The 24,491-nt window shown below is 35.7% G+C and carries 13 protein-coding genes; 4 read left to right on the top strand and 9 right to left on the bottom strand.

Annotated elements, in window-relative coordinates:
* Positions 1–275: 275 nt before the first annotated feature.
* Positions 276–731, top strand: coding sequence for a BON domain-containing protein (locus STA7437_RS00990; protein ID WP_015191499.1), 456 nt, complete (start codon positions 276–278; stop codon positions 729–731).
* A 163-nt stretch (positions 732–894) separates the two neighbouring features.
* On the opposite strand, the gene STA7437_RS00985 is transcribed toward STA7437_RS00990, so the two are convergent.
* Together STA7437_RS00985 and STA7437_RS00980 are read right to left on the bottom strand one after the other, a co-directional pair.
* A complete protein-coding gene (locus STA7437_RS00985) occupies positions 895–2,085 on the bottom strand; it encodes a homocitrate synthase (RefSeq protein WP_015191498.1) in 1,191 nt (396 codons plus the stop codon).
* Between the two features lie 122 nt (positions 2,086–2,207).
* Positions 2,208–3,083, bottom strand: a complete 876-nt coding sequence (locus tag STA7437_RS00980; RefSeq protein WP_015191497.1) for a hypothetical protein — start codon at positions 3,081–3,083, stop codon at positions 2,208–2,210.
* Between the two features lie 351 nt (positions 3,084–3,434).
* Between STA7437_RS00980 and STA7437_RS00975 the strand changes: the two genes are divergently transcribed.
* On the top strand, positions 3,435–12,119 hold the full coding sequence (locus tag STA7437_RS00975) for a type I polyketide synthase (protein WP_015191496.1): 8,685 nt from the start codon (positions 3,435–3,437) through the stop codon (positions 12,117–12,119).
* Positions 12,120–12,185: 66 nt separating this feature from the next.
* Here the strand turns inward: STA7437_RS00975 and STA7437_RS26385 are convergent, their stop codons facing one another.
* The 3 genes from STA7437_RS26385 to STA7437_RS00965 form a co-directional block, all read right to left on the bottom strand.
* Entirely contained in the window at positions 12,186–12,350 is a 165-nt protein-coding gene (locus STA7437_RS26385; RefSeq protein WP_015191495.1) for a hypothetical protein, read from the bottom strand.
* Positions 12,337–12,648: a nucleotidyltransferase family protein gene (locus tag STA7437_RS00970; protein ID WP_015191494.1), complete on the bottom strand. Its 312-nt coding sequence runs from the start codon at positions 12,646–12,648 to the stop codon at positions 12,337–12,339. Before STA7437_RS00970 ends, STA7437_RS26385 begins: the two co-directional genes overlap by 14 nt.
* A gap of 70 nt (positions 12,649–12,718) precedes the next feature.
* Positions 12,719–14,263: a gamma-glutamyltransferase gene (locus STA7437_RS00965; protein ID WP_015191493.1), complete on the bottom strand. Its 1,545-nt coding sequence runs from the start codon at positions 14,261–14,263 to the stop codon at positions 12,719–12,721.
* A 230-nt stretch (positions 14,264–14,493) separates the two neighbouring features.
* Between STA7437_RS00965 and STA7437_RS00960 the strand changes: the two genes are divergently transcribed.
* Positions 14,494–16,023, top strand: a complete 1,530-nt coding sequence (locus tag STA7437_RS00960) for a YifB family Mg chelatase-like AAA ATPase (protein WP_015191491.1) — start codon at positions 14,494–14,496, stop codon at positions 16,021–16,023.
* Positions 16,024–16,941: 918 nt separating this feature from the next.
* On the opposite strand, the gene STA7437_RS00955 is transcribed toward STA7437_RS00960, so the two are convergent.
* From STA7437_RS00955 to STA7437_RS00945, 3 genes are all read right to left on the bottom strand, one after another.
* A complete protein-coding gene (locus STA7437_RS00955) occupies positions 16,942–18,573 on the bottom strand; it encodes a DUF6930 domain-containing protein (protein WP_015191489.1) in 1,632 nt (543 codons plus the stop codon).
* 22 nt (positions 18,574–18,595) lie between these two features.
* Positions 18,596–20,206, bottom strand: a complete 1,611-nt coding sequence (cimA, locus tag STA7437_RS00950; RefSeq protein WP_015191488.1) for a citramalate synthase — start codon at positions 20,204–20,206, stop codon at positions 18,596–18,598.
* A 441-nt stretch (positions 20,207–20,647) separates the two neighbouring features.
* Positions 20,648–21,310, bottom strand: coding sequence for a class I SAM-dependent methyltransferase (locus tag STA7437_RS00945; RefSeq protein ID WP_015191487.1), 663 nt, complete (start codon positions 21,308–21,310; stop codon positions 20,648–20,650).
* A gap of 239 nt (positions 21,311–21,549) precedes the next feature.
* On the opposite strand from STA7437_RS00945, the gene STA7437_RS00940 reads away from it, so the two are divergent.
* A complete protein-coding gene (locus tag STA7437_RS00940) occupies positions 21,550–23,163 on the top strand; it encodes a cation:proton antiporter (protein WP_015191486.1) in 1,614 nt (537 codons plus the stop codon).
* 342 nt (positions 23,164–23,505) lie between these two features.
* Here the strand turns inward: STA7437_RS00940 and STA7437_RS00935 are convergent, their stop codons facing one another.
* Entirely contained in the window at positions 23,506–24,468 is a 963-nt protein-coding gene (locus tag STA7437_RS00935) for a glutathione S-transferase family protein (protein ID WP_015191484.1), read from the bottom strand.
* Positions 24,469–24,491 lie beyond the last annotated feature (23 nt).

Below are 24,491 nucleotides of genomic sequence, written 5' to 3'. Positions count from 1 at the left end.
CTCGATCAGGGGTTGGTATTGCTAACCCCATCAAGGTAGAAAAATGAAGATTTGAGTATCTTCAATCAATATTAAATTGTGAACTTCAAACCCTAGCTAATTGATTTATAGCGTTCCTCGATTTACTTAGATGCATTTTACTTCTGCTTTTAAACAAACAAGTTTGTATCTCACTACTTTAAGAATTGCGATAAACCTTAACAAAAATAGCTTGGGACTGTTAATCACTTATCCTCACATACTTGATTAATTAAAATAAGCTTTCGGAGAAAAAAATGAAAAAACTTAGTGCTTTATTATTAGGTAGTGTTTTAATGTTTGGTGCGGTTGCTTGTGATGGAGCAAGAACTAGTAGTGACGCACCTGATACCACAGGTGGCAATGTAAACAATCCTGAGAGAGTCCAAGAAACTAAAGAAGACGGTGTTAGCGAAGTTCGTCGAGATCAACTCAACTCAGATATTCGGGCGCGTGAACAACGTAATGATATAGCGGGCAATCAAAATGTTAGAGATGACTCCGATCTTGAAAGTCAAGTTAGAGCTAAGTTAGAAGCTAATATTCCTCGTTCTCAACTAAGAGTTGAAGCAGAAAACGGTACAGTTGTAGTTGCAGGTACAGTTCCAAGTCAGGATGAATATAATAAAATTGAACCTCTAGCTAACGAAATTCGAGGCGTTAATGCAGTTAAGGTTAATGTAGATATTGTTCCTGCTACAGAAACTAACTGAAGAAATTTGCTCTCTAATTTGTAATAAAGTTAATGAGCTTTAAGTTTGAGCAAAGAAACAATCATTAATCAATCTAGTTAGTTTTAAGCAAGAAATTTTATGGGGAAGTGAATCAAAGTAAAACCTCTTTTTAAATTAATCACAACCCCTTTTATTTTTAAGCTCAATTACTATATTCAATTTGAAGAATTCTTTGCTCTAGTAACTCTATAACTTCTTCAGTAGAAAAAGAACGTTTATATTGAATTGCAAGAGCTTTTATTTGCGATCGCAATGATTCATATTTTTCTGGTGGTAAGGGTTGATTTAAATACTTTTCAAACAAATATTGAAAGTTACTAGCACCACTACATTTACCAAACCAAATTTCGGGTTCAATCTCAGGAAAGATGGAATAGCTAGAGCGATCGCGTAAGATTGAGTGAACATGAATTCCTGTTTCGTAGCGTTGTGCGCCTTTGGAGTAAGGAGGATAAGCACGAACTCCTAATTTTTCTAAATGCTCACTAACCAAATCAAGAGCATCATAATTAATTCCTGCTACTTCCCAACCCATCCGAATTTTTAAAGCATTTAAGATTTGTTCTAAAGCAACGTTTCCTGCTCTTTCCCCTATACCGCCAAAAGTTCCAGAAATACCTGACGCACCTGCAATCACTGCTTGGATCGTGTTTTCTAAAGCTAAACCAAGATCGTTGTGGAAATGAACAGTTAAAGGCACATTTTTAGTATATTCTAATAAATCTCTCAGCCAAATATAAGTTTTTTCTGGCGTAAGAATGCCAAGGGTGTCACAAAGTAAAAACTGTTCGATGTAGGGAGCAAAAGTATTGATACATTGAACTAAAAAATCAAAATCTGCTCGACTGGCATCTTCAGCAGCAAAACAAATTTTTAACCCTAACTGCGTGGCATATTGTAAGTGAGCTAAAATATGAGCGATCGCATTTTGGCGAATTTTGGCAATTACTACCGCAGGGATATCATCGTCAATGGTTTTTTGGTAATAGTGAGGATCATTACGAATTTCTTCATCTCTAAGAAACATAAGACGATCCGAGAGAGCATGAAATAAGATGATTTGTTTAGCACCACAAGCTTGAGATTGATCGATATAGAAACGATCCATCATCGTAGAAGCAATCAGGTACTTACTTTTATTTTTAGCTACTAATTTTGTAAATAACTGCTCTTCGGTTGGATGAATTGCTGGCATAATCGCAATTTGAGCTACTCCAGTTTGAGCAATAAGATGAGCTAGAGTTTCCTTTGTTTCTAAGTCAAAAAAAACCCCTGCTTGCTGTTCGCCATCTCGTAAAGTTTCATCAGAAATAGTTAGTTCGATCCTCTCCATAGATACAGAGTTGAGTGATCAAACTACTAGAGTAGCAGAACTTCAATATCAGTGATCAGTAGAGACAATTCATGAATTGTCCCTACACCATTTATCAGTTTTTTGTGTCGCATCTAGACTATTTAATTTACTTCTCGATAAGCGCGATTGATTAAAGTACGAGCAACGGTTTGAATGCCAGTATGTTCAAAATAATTAGTCGCTCCATCTAAAAACGCTGCTAAATAATCTAACTTATCGTCAGCCACATTGACAAAACCCCTCATTCGGTTGGCAAGAGATTCACGAGTTATTCCAGCAGAAGAGATTAAGTTAGTCATCCAATCTCCTGTAGTATTAAAACTTTCATTAATAAAACTTCGTTTATCGGAAGTAGGAATAAACTGACTCACTGCATTAAAAGCGGGATCTTGAGCTAAATTATCTCTATTTTCTAAATCATTTCTTACTTTAGGAACGAAATTTGTACCAAGAGGAAGTACTCCATCGATACAAACTAAAGCTACCATTCTCATTAAAGCTTCTTTTTGATAATTCTCTCTTACAGAAGCCACAAACTTACTTGGGTTGAGGGTAATGCCATTTAGTTTACTATAGGCAATTAATTCAGCTACCAGTTTGATTCTCAAATCAACACTTTGAACCAAATCCGCTTTAGGAGTTAGTTTATCTAAAAAAGGAATAAAACGAAAAGCATCGCCGATTTTATCAGCTAAAGCTGCTGCTGCCACCGCTTTGTCTGTAGCATCTACAGTGCGATAAAGCCAAATAGCAGTTTGATATCCCTGTTGTTTATCATTATATAAATCAATAGCGCGATCGCGTATCTTAGCGATTTTTTTATTTTTTGTTTCTCCTGTAATTGCACTAATGGTGTTATCAAACCCAACTAAGTTTTCCCACTTGCCTGGCACTATATAGTCTAGTGCGTTGAGAACTTTTACGGTTAAATTGTCAGTGGGTAGATTATCTACTAGTTCAACTATGGAAGTATTCACGAATTTTTTAGCTCTCTAAATTCAAATTTCTAGCAATTCTTAGACTCAGTGAGTAAACCTCACCTTACAATTAACAAAAACTCAAGTCTTGCTTGTGTTTAAGCGAGCAAAAGAACCGCTATATTATGACTGTAGCGAAAATTTCAAAGTTTTGAAGCTAAACATTCAATTCTATGGAGATTAATTGATTAATAATGTGTTTTAGCTTACTTCTTTGAAGATTTTAATAATGTTCTAACTGTAATTTTAGACACCCCCAACTCAAACTCGATAATTAATTTGGATTTGTTTTAAATAAGGTGTTATAAAAATACCCAGTATCCAAGCAGGGTATTGAAAAGGAAGCAACTTATGGGTGTGAGGAAAAAAATAGCGTGTGCCGATGGCGCATCGTTACCTGGTAGTTTGATGTCTGTTACTTTACCTAATCTTCTGCAACAAGTAGCAGGAAGGAAGATGAGGAGAGGAGGAGAAGGAGAGGAGGAGAAAAAAAATTTCTTTCAACAATCTCCAGTTAAACAGAAGGGTATTTTTTACATTCAGCAGGATGGTGTTGAAGATTGGCAATCTTATGAAGAGTTACTCACCCAAGCAGAAACTATTCTGTTTAATTTAAGAAAATTAGGTTTAAAACCTCAAGCTAAAGTTATTTTACAGCTACACCAGGGACGAGATTTTTTAGCGGTTTTCTGGGGATGTATTTTAGGGGGGTTTATTCCTGTACCTCTGGCGGTTGCACCTAGTTACACAACTGACAATGGTAAGGCGAATCTTCTGCGTTATGTTTGGGAGTTGGTTTGGGGAGAGGAGACGAGGAGACAGGGAGAAGGGGAGAAATTATCGTTACAACCTTGTTTGGTAGTTACAGATCGGAATTTAAGCGGTGTTATTGATGCTTTTGCTGCTGAAACTAATTTAAAGAATTTTCAATCGGTTACGGTAGAAGATTTATTACAAGGAGAAAGAGACAGTAATTATTATTGCAGTCAACCTGAAGATTTAGCTTTGATTTTGTTTACTTCTGGGAGTACGGGAAAACCTAAAGGAGTAATGCTTAGTCATGGCAATTTGTTGTCGAGTATGTTTGGCATGGCGACGGTAAATAAGTTATCTCAGGATGATATTACTCTTAATTGGATGCCACTAGAACACGTTGCTAGTTTAGTAATGTTTCACCTGACGCAGGTATATCTAGGTTGTCAGCAAATTCATGTCGCCAACGAACTTGTTTTAAAAAATCCTCTTCAGTGGTTAGATATTATTAATAAATATCGGGTTACTGTTACTTGGTCACCTAATTTTGGTTATGGTTTAATTAATGATTGTCTGACGGAAATTAAACAGGATAAGTGGGATTTATCTTGTTTGCGTTGGATGGGAAATGGTGCGGAAGCTGTAGTCGGAAAAACGACGAGGAAGTTTTTAAAATTATTAGCTTCTTATGGATTAAAGTCTAATGTGGTTAGTCCTGGTTATGGAATGTCAGAAACTTGTTCTGGTATTGTTCATTCTGACAGTTTTTCGTTGGAATCTACAACGAATGAGGAAGAATTTATCGATCTAGGTTTTCCTATTCCTGGGGTATCTATTCGGATTGTTAATCAAGAGCATCAAATATTAGTAGAAGAAGAAATTGGTTTATTACAAGTAAAAGGCGCAACGGTTACTGTTGGTTATTATGGATTGCCTGATTTAAATCAAGAAATTTTTACTGAAGATGCTTGGTTTAATACAGGAGATTTAGCTTTTATTCATAACGGTAAGTTAACTATTACTGGTCGTCAAAAAGATGTAATTGTCATTAATAGTTTTAATTACTATAACCATGAAATTGAAGCAGTGGTTGAAGAATTGAAAGAGGTAGAAGTTTCTTACACGGCTGCTTGTGGAGTGAGAAGTAAAGAAGATAATACAGAAAAATTAAGTATTTTTTTTCATCCTACTTCTTTTGAAGACAGTTTCCTTGTCAATTGTATAAAAAAAATCCGTCAAGTAGTTGTTAATAAAATTAATATTAATCCTACTTATTTAATTCCAGTACAAAAATCGCTCATTCCCAAAACTTCGATAGGCAAAATTCAACGTCAACAGTTAGTTCAAGATTTTCAAACTGGGAAATTTGATGACATTATTAAGAAAATAAAAACTTTAATTGAAGAGCAGAATAAAAGCGATCGCGTTTTACCTCGGAATGAATTAGAACAGCAGTTGGTTGCAATTTGGCAGGAAGTATTAATTCTAAAAACTGTTGGTATTAAGGATAATTTCTTTGAGTTGGGAGGTAACTCGATCCTTCTGATGCAAGTCTTAAATAAGATCCAGAATTATCCCCAGCAATCCTTATCAGCAGTAACTTTATTTCAATATCCAACAATTGAGAAACTAGCAGAATATTTAAGTCAAACGAAAACTGAGGTAAAGATTAAATCAAGACGCAAACAAACGAGTACTGATATTGCCGTCATTGGAATGTCTTGTCGTTTTCCTGGCGCAAAAAATATAGCAGAATTTTGGCAGAATTTATGTGATGGTGTAGAGTCAATTACCTTTTTTTCAAATGAAGAAATTGCAGCTTCGGGAATAAATCCTAATTTAATTAATCATCCTAATTATGTCAAAGCGAGTCCAATTATTGAAGACATAGAATATTTTGATGCCGAATTTTTTGGTTACTCTCCCAAAGAAGCACAACTGATCGATCCACAACAACGTCTATTATTAGAATGTGCTTGGTCAAGTCTGGAAGATGCAGGATGCGATCCTCTTACTTATCCAGGTGTAATTAGTTTATATGCTGGTGCAGCTACTAACACTTATTTACTCAACAATATTTATCCCAACCGCAACCAGTTAGATGACAACGAAGACTTGGATGTGTTTACTCTCACTTCTATGGGTGGTTTCCAAGCGACGGTTGCCAACGATAAAGATTATCTCACGACCAGGGTATCTTATAAACTCAATCTTACAGGAGCATCGGTTAATGTTCAAACTGCCTGTTCAACTTCTTTAGTTGCTATTCATCTCGCTTGTCAAAGTTTAATCAATGGCGAATGCGATATGGCATTAGCTGGTGGGGTTTCCCTTCACGTACCTCAAAAAGTCGGTTATCTTTATCAAGAAGGAATGATTCTTTCTCCCGATGGACATTGCCGTGCTTTTGATGCCCAAGCAAGTGGTACTATTTTTGGTAGTGGTGTTGGGGTAGTAGTTTTAAAACCCTTAAGCAATGCTATCACAGATCGCGATCGCATTTATGCTGTAATTAAGGGTTCGGCGATTAATAATGATGGTGGCACAAAAGTAGGTTATTTTGCACCTAATAGTGAAGGACAAGCAAAAGCTGTAGCAGAAGCGATCGCTGTTTCAGGTATTGCTACAGAATCTATTAGTTATATTGAAGCACATGGTACGGGAACTATTCTAGGAGATCCGATCGAACTTGCGGGACTTTCTCAAGCATTTAGTTTGGATACAAATAAAAAAAGATTTTGTGCCATAGGTTCGGTCAAAACTAATGTGGGACACTTACAAATAGCTTCGGGAATAGTAGGGTTTATCAAAACAGTTTTATGTCTGTATCATCAAAAGATTCCCCCTAGTCTACATTTTGACACTCCTAATCCTCAGATCGATTTCGTCAACAGTCCATTTTATGTTAATACGGTTTTAAAACAATGGAATAAAACTGATTATCCCCGTCGTGCTGGTATTAACTCTTTAGGAATTGGTGGTACAAACGCTCACGTTATTTTAGAAGAATTTTTATTCTATCCTGTAGATACGTTCCATGGAAGGTATCTACAACAATATCCGATTAATTTATTAACTCTATCGGCAAAAAATCAATCTGCATTAAAAGAATTAACCCAACAATATATTAATTTCCTTCAATTTCATCCCAATTTATCTTTAGAAGATATTTGTTACACAGCAAATACAGGAAGAAGTCATTTTAATTGTCGTTTGGCAGTAACTGCTGAAACTATTCCTCAATTAATAGATAAACTTCAAAACTATTTAACAGCAACAGAATCATTTGTTACTACTAAATCTCGTCCAAAAATTGCTTTTTTATTCACTGGACAAGGTTCACAATATCTTAATATGGGTAAGAAATTATATCAAACTCAACCTCTATTTCGTCAGACATTAGATCGCTGTGCAGAAATTTTACAACCCTATTTAGATCAACCATTATTATCAATAATTTATCCCGATGATTTAGAGACGTTCCATGAAACGTCTTTACAGGATATAAATCAAACCCAATATACTCAACCAACATTATTTGCGATCGCATACTCTCTGGCACAATTATGGATATCTTGGGGAATCAAACCCGATGCAGTTTTAGGTCATAGTTTGGGGGAATATGTAGCAGCTTGTTTGGCAGGAGTATTTAGTTTAGAAGATGCTTTAAAATTAGTTGCTACTAGAGGTAAATTAATGCAAAAATTACCTCAAAATGGAATAATGGTATCTATTTTAGCGACCGAAGAGGTTGTAAAAAAAGCCCTAGTAGGATTTGAAACAGAAATTAGTATTGCAGCAATTAATGGAAATCATAGTATTGTTATATCAGGAAAAAAATCAGCTATTGAAACAGTTATATCTAAATTAGAAGCTGAAGGAATTAAAACCAAACAATTAAATGTATCTCATGCCTTTCATTCTTCTTTAATGCAACCAATTTTAACTGAATTTGAACGATTTGCTAGAGAAATTAATTATACTTCTCCTCAAATCAATCTTATTTCTAACCTAACAGGAAAAATAGCCACTTCTGAAATAGCCACTTCTGAGTATTGGTGCGCTCATATCTTACAAACAGTACAATTTACTAAAAGTATTGAAACTTTAAATCAAGCTGGTTATCAAGTATTAATTGAATGTGGTGCAAAACCAACCTTACTAGGAATGACTGGTGAGCTTTTACACAATTCAGATTCGACATTATTGCTTCCTAGTTTACGTCCAGAAATAAATGACGAACAAATTATTTTAGATGGTTTAGCTCAATTGTATCTAAGAGGAATAGATATTAATTGGATTAATTTTTATCAAGATTATCAGTATCATAAAATTTCTCTGCCTACTTACCCATTTCAAAAACAACGCTGTTGGATTGAGAAAAATCAAAATTCAAAAGTACGCACTGAACGAAGCGAATGTATCCAAAATAAAAAATGCCATTTGTTATTAGGAAAAAAATTGCGATCGCCTGTTAAAGAAATTATTTTTCAATCAGAAATTAATGTTAGTGAATTATTTTTTTTACAAGACCATAAAATTAATCAAGAAATCATTTTTCCTGCGACGGCTTATTTAGAAATAGCCTTAGCTGCTGGAAATAACATCTTCTCTTCTTCAGTAATTAGTTTAGAAGACATTGAGGTTGAACAAGCACTGATTTTATCTGATAAACAAGATCAAACCATTCAGACAATTATTAATCAAGAATCAACCACAGCTAGGTTTAAAATTTACAGTTTACTGACAGATGAATCATGGCATTTACATTGTTCGGGAAAAATCATCTTATCAGAATCAGCAACAGCGAGGAAAAAAGATTTATCTAAACTACAAAAACAATTTGTTGGAGAAATATCAGGCAAAGAACATTATCAACAATGTCAGCAAAAAAATATTGATTACGGTTTAAGTTTTCAAGGTGTTCAACAGATTTGGTACAAAGAAACCGAAGCATTAGCATTTGGAAAAATTAGTTTACCAGAATTACTTAAATCTGAACAGCATCTTTATCAATTTCATCCAGCTTTATTAGACGCTTGCTTACAAATTATTTTAGCTGCTTTACCACACGAATTACAAGCAGCTACGTATATACCAGTTAGTCTAAAAAATTTATATTGTCATCAAACGTTTCAAGAAGATACTGTTTGGAGTCACGTTAAACTTCAGCCAATTACAGATAAAGAAACAGAATTTATTACTGCTGATGTTTCTATCTATGACAACTTAGGTAATCTAATTCTAGAAATCAAAAAAATTACAGCTAAAAAGATTAATCAAGCAACAGCTTCCTGGCGAAATTGGTTATACGAAATTCAATGGCAAGATCATTTACCCGTAGGAATGAACCGCTGTTTGCCCGAAACTAATCATCAATTTTTTACTCAAAAACATTGTTATTTAATTTTTGACAATGAAGATCAATTAGGAAAAATGATTAAAAGAGAAAATCGAGAATGTATCTTAGTCTATCCAAGTTATGAATATAAAATTATTTCAGAACAAAAATTTCAAATTAATTGCCAACAAAAAGAAGATTATAGTCGTTTATTAAAAGAAATTACTGCTCAAAATTATTCCCTTCAAGGAATTATTTATCTTTGGAGTTTAGATAATTCAGACAATCAAACCAACTTATCAGAAATAGTTCCAAATCAATGTAGTCAATTATTATATTTAATTCAAGCTTTAATAAATTACAATTGGCAAAACTTTCCTCGCTTGTGGATTGTTACCAAAGGTTGTCAAGTAACAAACTTTTCTCCTTATCCCCCTATCTCTCTATCTCCTCTCTGGGGAATGGTAAATGCAATTAATTTAGAACATCCAGAATTAAATTGTACCTTGATCGATCTAGATTCTTCTACTTCAACGATTGACAGCGAAATATTATTCAAAGAAATAACCTCTCCTGATCAAGAAAATAGAATCATTTACCGAGAAGGAAAAAGAAAAGTAGCAAGATTAGTTCGTAAATTAATTAATTCAAATCAAAATCAACCATTACAACTGGAAATAACCAAAAGAGGAACTTTAGACAATCTGCAATGGCAACCTACAACACGTCGTCAACCTAATAATGGTGAAGTAGAAATTAAAGTACATTCTGTCGGGTTAAACTTCCGTGATATCTTAAACGCCTTGGGTATGTATCCAGGAGAAGCAGGAAAATTGGGATTAGAATGTAGTGGGGAAATTGTTGCAGTAGGAAAAAAAGTAGATCAATTAAAAGTAGGAGATGAGATAATTGCGATCGCGTCTGGTAGTTTTAGTAATTATGTTACTGTCGATGCTAACCTAGTCATTGCCAAACCCACATCTTTATCTTTTACAGAAGCAGCTACTATCCCCACCGCTTTCTTAACTGCTTACTATTGTCTACATCATCTTGCCGAAATCAAACCAGGAGACAAAATCTTAATTCACTCCGCAGCAGGAGGAGTAGGTTTAGCAGCAATTCAACTTGCCAAACAAGTAGGTGCAGAAATTTTCGCCACAGCATCCTTGTCAAAATGGGAATATTTACAATCTTTGGGAATCAAACATATTTTTAATTCCCGCAGTCTCGATTTCGCTAACAAAATATTTTCACTGACAGCAGGTAAGGGAATAGATATTGTACTTAATTCTCTCTCAGGTGAATTTATTTCCAAAAGTCTCTCTGTCTTAAATCCTGATGGTTGTTTTATCGAAATTGGCAAGAAAGATATTTGGGATAAAAATCAGATCGAAACTATTCAACCAAATGTATCCTATTTCCTAGTCGATTTAATTGAAGTAACCCAACAACAACCAGAATTAATTCAATCGATGTTGTGCGATTTGATAACACAATTTAATAACGGATCGTTTCAACCTCTACCATGCAAACAATTTTCTCAACAAGATGTTACTGCTGCCTTTCGTTATATGCAGCAAGCAAAACACATCGGTAAAATCGTCATTCAAAATTCACAATTCAATTGTATGGGCGAACTGTTGTTCGCCCATAATGCCAGTTATTTAATTACTGGTGGTTTGGGTGCATTAGGATTGGAAGTTACTCAATGGATGATAGAAAAAGGTGCAAAACATCTAATTTTAATCAGCAGAAATCAACCATCGCAAAACGCACAAGCAACTATTAACCAACTACAGCAAAACGGTACAACCATTCAAGTAATTCAAGCAGATATTGCTGACTTAGAAGCTGTAAACAAAATAATTCAAAAATACTACAATACTGAAGAGCAGAAAAATTTTTCCTCCTCTCCCCTGCATCCACTCAAAGGAATCATCCACGCAGCAGGAATAATCGATGATGGCGCAATTATAAATTTAACCAAAGAAAAATTTACCAAAGTAATATCTCCCAAAGTACAAGGTGCTTGGAATTTACATCAAGCAACTCAAAATTTATCGTTAGACTTCTTTGTCATGTTTTCTTCTGCTGCTTCTATTTTAGGATCGAGTGGACAAGCAAACTATTGTGCTGCTAATGCTTTCTTAGATAATCTAGCTCATTATCGCCGTAGTTTGGGATTACCTGCTTTAACAATTAATTGGGGTGCTTGGGATGAAATTGGCATGGCGACTAATACTAAATTATTCTCAAATACAAAATTGATTGGCAAGGTAGTAGAGGAGAGAAAAAATAAAATAGTAAATCTCAATGCACATCAGTCTGATGAGGAATTTAACAATAGTTTCAAAATTCCAGGAATGGGAAAAATTCAACCAAAACAAGGCATCGAAATTTTAGAATATTTATTATCAACTGATGCAATTCAAGTAGGAATATTACCTATTGATTGGTCAAAATGGCAACAACAATTACCATTATTTGCTAATTTTATTAATCATAAAAAAAATGAAGTAGAAGTTATTAAGCAATCCGAAATTTTGCAACAGTTAGAGATTGCCCAGCCAAGTGAGTTAAAACCAATCTTAATTAATTATCTCTGTACAGAAGTTGGTCAAATATTAGGCTTAAATTCTTCAGATACAATTGACATCGAGCAAGGATTTACCGAATTAGGCATAGACTCTTTATCTTCTGTAGAACTCAGAAATAAACTGCAAACTAACTTACAGTGCAAATTGTCTTCTACTTTAATTTATGATTATCCAACTATAATATCCTTGGCAGAATATTTAATTAATAACTTATTTGCTACTGATATAGAGCAAAACATAGAACAACCAGAAAATATAGATTCAGTTTTATCAAATCTAGAAAATCTTTCAGAAGAAGAAGCCGAAAATTTATTAATTAACGAGTTAGATAATTTTAATTTTTAGTTAAAATCTAGTTGTTAAACTGGCTCTAGCTCCTCAATAACTTATTTTATTAATACCTAATAATATTTATTCGCTCTCAAAAGCTGCTAAAGCTTGAGCTAATAATTGAGGAATACTAGTTTGAATAACTTCCCACAAAATTTTAAGATCAACTTCTTTATTATTAGAAAATAGCAAAATTAAATTGCAAGCTTCGATTAAATCTAGCAGAATTTCTTTATCTCTGTTCATAAATTATTTTGGTATTTTCCAAAATGTTTTTTTTGCGTATCCAGTTGTGACTTTGTTCTATTGATCTTTTAGTTACTACGTCAACGGAACGATTAAATAATTTACTAAGTTGCTGTTCGAGAATATCAAGATCAAAAAAGGTAATCTTGGCATCTTCAGAAAAAGAAACCAGCACATCTATATCACTGTTAGAGTTGAAATCTTCTCGTAATACTGAACCAAATAAAGCTAGCTCTACAATTTGCCATTGTTGACAAATCTTTTTTAATTGTTCTGTTTCTAAATTAAGAATTTTCATTCAATTATTTCTTGATATTGCAATTAAATAAGTTAAATTATTGAGCTTCAAAACTGAATCTGATTATTTTTTAAATCAATTTTCCACCAGAGGCAACTTTGCCAGTACGACGAGGATCGGCGACAGCTTCTAATCCTTGGTTGGGATTCCATAAAGCTGCTTGAACTCCACCAAAATACATAGAAATTCCTTCAAACTTTCTAGTAACTAAAGATGTAATCGCATCTATGGGTAATCCTGTTTCAAAAGCCATTGTATGCAAATCTTCAAACACCTCCACATGAAGACGAGGAAATGCGATCGCATCTTCTAAAGACATCCCCAAATGAATATAATTAAATAATACTTGGGTTAATGCTGTCGTAATTCGCGAAGCACCAGGAGAACCAATCGCTAAAACTGTACCATCTTCTCGACGAGCAATTGTGGGAGCCATATTGGAAGCTAAACGAGTTCCTGGAGATAAACCTTCTAAACCGTGAGGATGCAGTTCAATTTCACCGAGAGAATTATTTAACCATAACCCTGTATCTGTAATCATGACTCCAGAGCCATAACCAGCCGACGCAGTAATAGCACAAGCCAAACCATTGGAATCAACTGCCGAAGTATGAATAGTAGAAGGAGATTGAAGTAGATTGTTAGGTTCACCCAAACCAGCTAGTTGAAGCAATCTAGCAACTTCTTTAGTTACTAAATTATTAGTTGCTCCATCTAAATATTGATGACGATAATCAAGTACAGCTTGTTGAATCTGTGCCATCGTTTTGACTGCACTACTATCCCATCGAGAAAAAGCATTCTTTTCTAGTAGTAACAACATGGCAGCTAAACAAGCACCACCAATAGCAGGAGCAGGATTAGTAAAAATTTCCCAATCACCACAACTAAAACTAATCGGTTTTCTGGTAATAGCCTGATAAGCAGCTAAATCAGTAGCAGTTAATAATCCCTCATTCTTCTGAATTTCTTGAGCAATTTTTGCTCCTAGTTCCCCTGTATAAAAAGCCTGATATCCTTCTGTCGCAATTAATTTTAAACTCTCAGCAAGTCCAGCAATTTGAACTAATTCTCCTGCTTGTAAACAATTTCCCTTTGTATTATGAATGGCTCGATAACTATCGGGATGCCAACCAAAAATACTTTTACCAGTAAAAACTAAATAATCAGCAGAAACTCTAGAAAGAGGAAAACCTTGTTCTGCAATTTGTTGTGCTGGGGTAACAATTTCTTGCCAAGCAAGATTTCCATACTGTTCCCAAGCTGATCCCAAACCTGCAAACATCCCAGGAGTGGCGACGGAACCATAACCAACTAAACTCCTCATCCCACCACCATAGTCAAAGTTCACTTCTCTAATCCCTTGACCAAATTTTGCTGCTGGTAAACCCCTTCCTGGTACTTCTGCATAAGCATCGATGACCACAGGCTCTTCTTGTGGCGACCAAATGGTAATAAAACCGCTACAACCAGGTGCAATGACTCCAGGTGCAGTACACATAGAAACTATTGTAGCAGCGATCGCAGCATCTACCGCATTCCCACCATTATCGGCAATAGCTGCACCTACATCAGCAGCCATCGGAGAATCAGAAGCAATAATTACTCGTGACATCAAATTTAATTATTTATTGCACTTGTGATAATGCAACCTATTTCACTTATCAGTAATCGTAAATTATATAGTTTTTCTCTCTTTAATGAAATACAGATTCTTCCAGCTTATTCATTTAGATTAAGCGATCGCATTGACAAAATTATAGAAAATATTCGTAAATTCTCGGTTAGGTAATTTTAGTTTGAGAGCCTATACTAACGAAGATTAGTCCTTATCTTCATTTATTCATGCTTGCTAGGGTTTGGAGTGCAGCAATTATTGGCATTAATGCGATCAAAGTTGGGGTGGAAGTAGATGTTGCTGGAGGATTACCTAAAACAGTAGTTGTCGGTTTACCTGATACAGCAGTCCAAGAGTCGCGAGAAAGAGTTAAAGCTGCTGTAAAAAATTCAGGTTTTGCTTTTCCGTTGCGGAATATTATTATTAATTTGACTCCTGCTGATCTGAGAAAAGAAGGACCAAGTTTTGATTTACCGATTAGTGTGGGAATTTTAGCTGCATCCGAACAAGTAGATCCGCAGTTACTCGGAGATTTTTTATTTTTAGGTGAAGTTAGTCTCGATGGTACTCTCAGAAGTGTTGCTGGAGTTTTACCTATTGCAGCAGTAGCGAAAGAATTGGGTATTGCTGGTTTAATAGTTCCCCAAGATAATACCCAAGAAGCAGCAGTAGTTAAAGATTTAGCAGTCTATGGTTTTCCTAATTTACAAGCAGTAGTTCATTTTCTTAATCATCCAGAAAAATATCAACCAGTAGAAGTAGATACTAAAATTCAATTTAAGTATTCAGATAAAAATTATCCTGATTTAAAAGATGTTAAAGGACAGGTTCATGCTCGTCGTGCCTTAGAAATTGCAGCAGCAGGAGGACATAATTTAATTTTTGCTGGCCCTCCTGGCAGTGGTAAAACCATGCTGGCAAAACGGTTACCAGGTATTTTACCTCCGTTAAGCTTTACTGAAGCCTTAGAAGTATCTCAAATTCATTCGGTAGCAGGATTGTTAAAAGATAAAGGTTCTCTCATTACAGAACGACCTTTTCGCAGTCCTCATCATTCGGCATCGGGGCCTTCTTTAGTCGGTGGTGGTAGTTTTCCCCGTCCAGGAGAAATTTCTTTAGCTCACAGAGGGGTGCTTTTTCTGGACGAATTGACGGAATTTAAGCGGAATGTCTTAGAATTTCTCCGTCAACCTCTCGAAGACGGTTATGTTAGTATTTCTAGAACTCGTCAATCGGTGGTTTTTCCTGCTCAATTTACTTTAATTGCTAGTACTAATCCCTGCCCCTGTGGTTATTTTGGCGATTCAATTCAACTCTGTACCTGTTCACCGAGGCAGAGAGAACAATATTGGGCAAAATTATCGGGTCCTTTAATGGATCGTATTGATCTACAGGTGGTAGTTAATCGTCTCAAAGCAGAAGAAATGACTAAAGTAAGCACAGGAGAAGATTCTCAAAGCGTTAGAGCGAGAGTCATAGCTGCACGCGATCGCTTTGCGCCTCGTTTTCAAGCTGAAACTCAAATTAGTTGTAATGCTCAGATGCAATCTCATCATTTGCGACAGTTTTGTCAATTGGATCAGACTAGTTCTAATTTACTAGAAGGAGCTATTCGGAAACTTGGTTTATCTGCTAGAGCAATGGATCGCGTTTTAAAAGTCTCTCGGACTATTGCTGATTTAGCAGGAGATGAGCAGATCAAAAGTCACCATGTAGCTGAAGCAATTCAATATCGAACTATCGACAGGATGCAATAAATGTTAATCTTATACGATTTTTAACAACAACTAGCTTCAAACCATCTTAAATCTAAAACTTACAAAGCAACTAAAATTGCGATCTCAAGAGGAATACTAAACTATAAAACCTACTGATAAACTGAAATCAACGAATATATCGAGCGCAATCAAGTTTCCGATGATTTAGTTCATCCTGCTGCGAAAGCTTTTTTAAGAGAATCTTAACTATTGAGGAAATTAATAATCAATTATTGTATGCCTAATTGTGGATTTGTTTTAGTGCGATCGCGTTTGGCTTTTCTGTGTAGCTAATTTTGTGTTCTCAAATACGAATAGTTGAACTAAAGATAGATAGCTAAAAATAATACGATTATTGCTATTGATAGAGATAGATTCAGTCTCAAGAATGACTATTTCCCCCAAAAGCTTTGATAAATTATAGATATGTAAGACAAACAAAATAAAAAGTTACTGGATGGGAGTTATACCGCAGTGGTCCATTGTCAGACATCGAAGAAGAGCGACCGTCAGGTGTTTGGACAGTAACAATCTAACCTTAACAACGACAGTGTAGAGTTTTTGTCGCTTCCTCTACTTTGTTATCATCGAGGCGAGGCGCAACCCTCGGTCAGAGCGGTCTTAGATGATAGATGTCAAAGTTGTAGGTTTAACCATAAATCATGTGAATAAATGTTGTGACCGTTCTGAGCAATTTTATGTTTTGGACGGTTACACTTTTGATTTATTAATAATTTTATATTCTTACGAAGGATAATATATCACTATAATACACAATAAAAATTAAAACAATCTCATGGAAAAACCTCGTCCAAAAAACATTATTGATGTTGATCCAGTAACAGCAATATTTGTAGTTACGATCGCGTTATTATTACCTTTATTATTAGCTGGCTTTTTTTCTTAAGCAGGTCACAACTATTCAATCTCAAAATGAGGCATAAGTTGTAAAACCCCCATGCCTAAATCTTCGCCTTTAATTGCTTTAGCTTCAAAAATCGCTAGCATATCTTTTGGTTGAGGATTGCCTTTAGATGTTCCTGTGACTCCCATGGCAATAATTAAACTACAATAACCTTTAACTTTTTGACAACGTTGATGCCAGCGTTTGATTGCCTGAATGTGTTGAGAAATATCTTGGGAATATTCAGCAAAAATATATAAATTGTTATTACCAGTTTGCAGCATTCCCAATTCATAATTATCGCCAGTAAAAGGATCGTTGCCTGGATTAAAACAAATTGCTTTTAAACCACCAGCTTGTTGAATTTTTTCAATAATAGTTTTAGCTTTGGGGCGAGAAGTTTGAATTAAAATTGCAGGTAAACCTTCTTGAGAAGGAGCAATATCTAAAGATTGATAGTAGGTAATACTTTGTTGTTTAAGTTGTTCTAAAATTTCAAGTGAAACGTGACCTAAAGTAACTAATGAACCATCAGGAATTAAATCTTCTTCGATGGGAAGATCGGTTTCTTCTTCCTCTACCAAATTAATATTTTCGTTTAGAGCTAATAATTCTTCAGTTAATTCTGGTAAGGTAGAAACTTTGACACTGATTTTTTCAGTTTTATGATCATCTTTAGGTAGGGAAATTCGATAAGTTTTCGTCAGTTTTTCAATAGTTTCTTCAGCTAGTTCATCTTCATAAGTTTGACAAAACTTCAGCATGGCAACCAGAGCGGTATAGACAATTTTAACTTCATCTTCGTCGAGAAAAGAACGCATTCCTTCATAAGGATGTAAACTTCCAAAAAAAGGAACTATTTCACCAATTTCTTCTTCTTCCCAATCTTCCTCTTCCTCATCATCCTCATCTTCCAAATCTTCGTAGTTAAGAAACCAACAATCTTGAGTGAGAAATGCTTGTTCCAATTCTTCAACAGATTTATTTCTTAAAGCACTAGCTCGAAATTGTTTAAGAGAGTCGAGAGAACGATATAACAAGACACCATATTCTGCTGCCATCATGCCCATCACGCAGACATAAATTGGTTCAATTTCCCAGTCTGAAAATTCTAAAATCAAAATATCACGGTCAGCCAGTAGTTCCCAAGGCTGTTGATCCCAAACTTGTTGAGCAATATCTTTGAGTAAATTTTCATAATAAGGAGCTAAAGAGGTGGTTTCACGGTTACTCATCTCCTCAAATCCTCGAAACAGTTGATCGATTAGAGGTAGATCTGGAACATATTCGATCGCGATATCTAAATTTTGTAACGCACCTCGTAAAAAAAACTGAATTTCGCGATCGCGCACAATAATTTTTTGAGGACGTGCTGGTTGTGCAGGATGATGAGGAGATTCAATAGCTCTGAGTAAGGTGCGTACTACTGCTTCTATCCCCATGTGAGCAGGGACAACATCCATCGCTCTAACACAGCCTTCTGAGCCATCAACCCACATGATACACTCTCCTTCGACATCCAAATCCGACTCTAAATGAGATGCCATATTGCCCAACGGTCTGCGATCGCCTTCCCAAACACTGGGAATTTGAGGAATTTTTTTCAGCCTACGTTTGGTTGTCTGGGGAAGGGCAGTAGTAGTCATAAAATAAACTTAAGTCAGCTAATTATATAGTAGTTACTTTTGTCTTGAGGGAGGATTGCAATAATAAACCATATTCGATTCCTTCGACTACGGCTTGATAAGAGGCATCCAGGATGTTAGCAGATACGCCTACTGTAGTCCAACGTTCTTGACCATTACTAGATTCTACTAGAACACGGGTTTTAGCAGCAGTTCCTGCTGTTCCATCTAAAATTCTGACTTTATAATCAGTTAAATGAAACTTAGCAATTTCAGGATAAAATTTCACTAGAGCTTTCCGAATTGCTTGGTCAAGAGCCGAAACAGGGCCGTTACCTTCTGCTACTTCTAACAAATCTTTACCATCTACTTCTACTTTAATCGTTGCTAAGGCATCACCCTCAAAATGATCGATGTCTCGATGAATTTCACAATGAACCTGAAATCCTTTGAGTTGAAACATTTCCTTGCGTTGTCCTAAAGCAGAACGCATCAATAATTCAAAACTAGCTTCAGCAGCTTCAAATTGATAGCCTTGATTTTCTAGAGTTTTCAGTTTTTCTAAGATTTGTCGACAAGTAGGGTCTTGTTTAGCTAGCTCAATCCCAAATTTCTCCGCATAGTGTAACACATTACTCAAACCTGACTGGTCGGAAATTACAATCCGTCTTTGATTACCAATTAACTCTGGTTGCAGATGTTCGTAGGTTAAAGGATTTTTTTCTACCGCAGCGACGTGTACCCCAGCTTTATGAGCAAAAGCAGAACGTCCTACAAAAGGTGCATGATCATCAGGCGCAAGATTAACAATTTCACTCACCAAACGACTAGTTTTAGTTAACTGAGTCAGTTGTTCGGCTTCGATGCAATCATAGCCAAGTTTTATTTGTAGATTAGGAATTAAGGTACAAAGATTAGCGTTACCACATCTTTCCCCATAACCATTAATCGTTCCCTGTACCATTGTAACTCCTGACCTCACTGCTGCGATCGCATTAGCTACGGCTGTACCTGCATCATTATGAGTATGAATACCTAGCTGAATCTGAGGAATTGCTTGATTTACCTCCTTAACAATCTGACTAATTTCATGGGGTAACGAACCACCATTGGTATCACATAAGACTAGCCATTCTGCACCAGCTTCTGTAGCAGCTTGAAGAGTTGTGATGGCATATTCAGGATTATTTTTGTAACCATCAAACCAATGTTCGGCATCATAAATTACTCTTCTGCCTTGACTACGAAAATACTCAATCGTATCTTTAATCATTGCCAGATTTTCAGACAAATTGGTTTGTAAGCCTTCCGTAACGTGTAAATCCCAAGATTTGCCAAAAAGAGTTATCCAAAGCGTACCAGCAGCTAAAACCGACTGTAACATTCGCTCTTGGGCAGCATTTTGGTGTGGACGACGGGTAGAACAAAAAGCAACTACTTCAGCTTGTTGAAGCGGTTCTTCTTTCAGTTTCCAAAAAAATTGAACATCTTTAGGATTTGCCCCCGGCCATCCTCCTTCAATAAAAGGAATTCCCATCTGATCGAGTTGATGAGCAATTTTGAGTTTATCTTCTAAAGAAAGAGCAATTCCTTCTCGTTGCGAACCATCTCTTAAGGTAGTGTCATAGAGCCAAATTTTGCGATCGCTAGTCATAATTGTTGGGTCAAAATGTTAAGTTATTTTAAGAAGTAAAGTTAGATTAACTACTAATGCCGATAGTCATATTTCAAGGAAAAACTATTCCCTGCTCAATTGGAGCAAATTTAAGAAAAGTTTTATTAGAGCATGATTTAAACAGTTATCAGTTATCAGTGACCAGTTATCAGTTAGTAAAAACGCCTTAACTATTTTTGGTACTGCATATATTATTAAACTCGATCAATTGAGAGAAAATTTGGGATTTTTATGTCAATAAACCTAAATAATAGTAATTTACTTGATTGGATAGCTGTGTTTGGATATCTAAGTCTTGCTACTGTAGTGATGTGGCAAGTATTAATGAGAAATAATAACCAATAATTGCAAAATTTATTCACAACCAAGCAACAACTTTATCCGTGTTTATCTGTGGATATTTTTTTTCTTAAACTAAATTTAAATTTTCATAGCTAAAGTTAATCCATCAGCGATAGGCAACAAACTAATTTTTACTCGTAGATCTTGAGAGAGTTTTTGATTAAAGTCTCGAATTGCTTGAGTACGTTTATCTGTGTCTTGCAGATCCGCTACTCTACCCGACCATAAAACATTATCGATCGCAATTAAACCACCAGGACGGATTAATTGTAGAGCGTATTCATAATAATTAGGATAATTTCTTTTATCTGCATCAATAAAAGCAAAATCAAAAGTATCCGCTTGTCCCTGTTGAATCAGTTGTTCTAAGGTTTCCAAAGCAGGTGCTATCCGCAAGTCTATTTTATCAGCAACTCCTGCTTGTTCCCAATAACGACGAGCGATCGCAGTAGATTCTGGATCGACATCGCAAGCAACTATTTTGCCTTCTGGGGGTAAAGCTAAGGCGACTACTAGAGAACTATAACCAGTAAAAACTCCTACTTCTAAAGTTTTTTTCGCCCCAATTAACTGGACTAATAAAGCCATCAATTGTCCTTGTTCGGGAGCAATTTGCATATTACTCATGGAATGTTGGGCAGTTTCTTGCCTCAATTGAGTCAAAATTTCTGGTTCATTGAGAGAAACGGAAAGAAGATATTGGTACAGTTGTGGATCGAGTCCAAGGGTTTTGTTTGCCATGATGCTGATAATTATTTGAGAGAAAAATTTAAAGCTAAAAAAGAAATCCTAAATTATACAACCTAGCTATTAAGTTTTGTTTATTTATGATAAGTTAAGAATTACCCTCATAAGTTACTTAACATTTGTCTGAGTCTGCTTAAGTAGTAACGCTTGCTCGAAAATGCAACACTCTTCGACCAAGATATCGTAACTGATTCGAGGAGGAAAATACCTCTTTAACTTATCGGAGTTGCCAAATGGCTCTAGAGTCTGCTGTCGATGTAGCCATTACACAAAATCTAGAAAGATTTTTAGTTGTTCTTTCAGTATCGCTTGGGGTGGTCACCATCTCACAAATTTCTAGCTGGTTTCGCCAAATTCCCTACACGTTGTTACTAGTTATTGTGGGACTCGGTTTGGCTTTTGTGGATATCCACTTAGGTAGTCTCTCACCAGAATTAATTTTAGAAATATTTCTGCCTCCTCTGCTTTTTGAAGCTGCTTGGAATATTCGTTGGCAGGAACTCAAAGAAAATTGGATATTTGTAACTTTTTTTGCTGTATTTGGGGTAATTATTTCTATTTTTGGCGTAGCTTTCGCTGTTAAAGAATTTACCTCTTTATCTCTGGCTGCTGCTCTTTTAATTGGTTCTAGTTTGGCGACAACGGACTCAGTTGCGGTTATTTCCTTATTTCGAGAAGTTGGGGCAAGTAAGCGATTAAAAGTATTGATGGAGGGAGAAAGTTTATTTAATGATGGAGTAGCAGTTGTTGCTTTTGTTCTGTTAACAGAGATACTGGTAGGAACACAAGAATTATCTGCTTCCAATACTATTCTGCGTTTTTGTACCTTTGTAGGTATTGGTGTCGCCACAGGTTGTTTAATTGGATTTGGGATTTCTTATCTAACTCAGCGCGTTGATTTACCCTTAGTAGAACAGTCTTTAACCTTAGTTTCAGCCTATGGAACTTATTTAATTACAGAAGAATTAGGTGGTTCTGGGGTCATTGGAGTTGCGATCGCAGGATTGATTTTAGGTAATTTTGGCTCTCGAATTGGCATGAGTCCTAGAGTTAGGCTTTTAGTAACTGAGTTTTGGGAGTTTATTGCCTTTTTTGTTAACTCAATTGTTTTCTTGCTGATTGGCGATCAAATTAACTTTTTTAGTTTAAGCGATAATTTAATCCCCATTGGTATTACTGTTGTAGCTGTACTAGGCACCCGAATTGTTTCTATCTATGGTTTAGGTGCTTTGGGTAACTTAATAGCCGAGAATAAAGTTAGTCTCCGAGAACAAACAATTTTGTGGTGGGGTGGTTTAAGAGGTTCATTTTCCATCGCTTTAGCTTTGAGTGTACCTGCTATTTTTCCAGGAAGACAAGCAATTATTGAGACAGTTTTTGGAGTAGTTTTGTTTACTTTATTAATACAGGGACTAACTACCAAATGGTTGCTGAAAAAATTGAATCTGATTGATGAGCAATCTATCTCTCAAGAATACTCTGAATTAATTGCCCGTCGAACTGCACTCAAACGAATGTTGGATTACTTTGTACAACTAGATCTGGCAAGAGATATTGAAGCAGAAACTTATCAATATCAGAGAATGGTAGTCAAAGAACAACTAGAAAATTTAGAAGAGAAAATTGTCAACCTCAAAACTCAATACCCTCAATTGCGATCGCTTGATTTACAACAAATACAACAAAATCTTTTAGATATCGAAGCAAATACCTATGCCGAATTTATTCGTGCTGGACGTTTGAATAATAATCTTTCACCATTTGTGAGAGAGTTTTTAGCCGAAGAACATTTATCACCGATTGAAATAGACTCCGATCTTCTTACTATTAAAAAAGAAGAGCTTTAAGCGAGATTTATTTCTTAGTTAGGGTTTTTGGACTGAGAACTACTGCATACAGGCGATCGCACTATATTCTCCAACTTCTCCTTCATCAATAGGTGTTGAATTATGGACAGAGAAGAATTGCTTAGACTCTATGCTGGGGGAGAAAAGGATTTCACTGGGCAAAGTTTTGGAGGTTTGCGAAATCGAAGTGCGATCGCCCTTAGATTGGGTTGAGGTACGAAACCCAACAAAAATAAGCTACTCCATCCCAATCAAAGAATCAAAAACAGGTATTTGAGTAACTCCCCAATCAAGATCGTAAATAAATAACATACTGGACGGCAGATCTTTATGCTTCAAAACTTATAAATTAGCTAAATCTGGCCCCAAGGGAATAATTCCCCCTGGGTTAAGAGGGAAAAGATTGCCATAATAATCTCGTTTAATACTTTCAAGATCGCAAGTAGTAGCAACTCCAGGTAATTGGTACAAATCTCGCAGATATCTGCCTAAATGGGGATAATCTTGAATGCGACGTAGGTTACATTTAAATAAGCCGTAATAAACTACATCAAAACGGAATAAAGTTGTAAACAAACGCACATCCGCTAAAGTTACTTGTTCGCCACACAAATAACGCTTGTCTGCTAAGACTAAATCAATCTCATCCAAAGTTTGGAACAATTCTTCACAAGCTTGATTATAAGCTGATTGAGTTTGAGCAAAACCACAACGATAAACACCGTTGTTAACCGCATGATAAACTTTTTCGTTCCAAGAATCAATTTGTGGTTGTAAAATTTCTGGGTATAAATCTAACTCAGAATTAGTTGCCCACTGATTAAACTCGGAATTGAGCATTACAATAATTTCAGCACTTTCATTGTTAACAATCGTTTTCGTCTGAGTATCCCATAATACAGGAACAGTACATCTTCCTTGATACCCAGGTTGGGCTAATTGATATATTTCTGGTAAGGTATTACAACCTTCTTCAGACTGGTCAAAAATCCAAATTCCTTCATTACTAGAAGGATAAACCGTTGCTACAGAAATAACCTCTTCTAAACCTTTTAAAACTCTAACTACTAGAGTACGATGCGCCCAAGGACATCCCATGCCGACATAAAGACGATAACGTCCTGTTGCTGGTGGATAGGGATTATTTTCCTCCGTACCGATAAAATTTCTAAATTGACTAGAAGGGCGCAAATATTCCCCCTCACGACTAGGTGGTGCCAACTGTGACATCATAATCTGCCACATCGTTGTCCAGACAAATTTACCTAATCTGACTATATATTTAGCAGGAAGAGATTTGGACATAAGCAGTTTTTTATTAGCTAAAT

This window comes from Stanieria cyanosphaera PCC 7437 (assembly GCF_000317575.1).
Classification (GTDB): domain Bacteria; phylum Cyanobacteriota; class Cyanobacteriia; order Cyanobacteriales; family Xenococcaceae; genus Stanieria; species Stanieria cyanosphaera.
The sequence above is the reverse complement of the archived record's forward strand: the minus strand, read 5'-3'. Positions and strand labels throughout refer to the sequence as shown.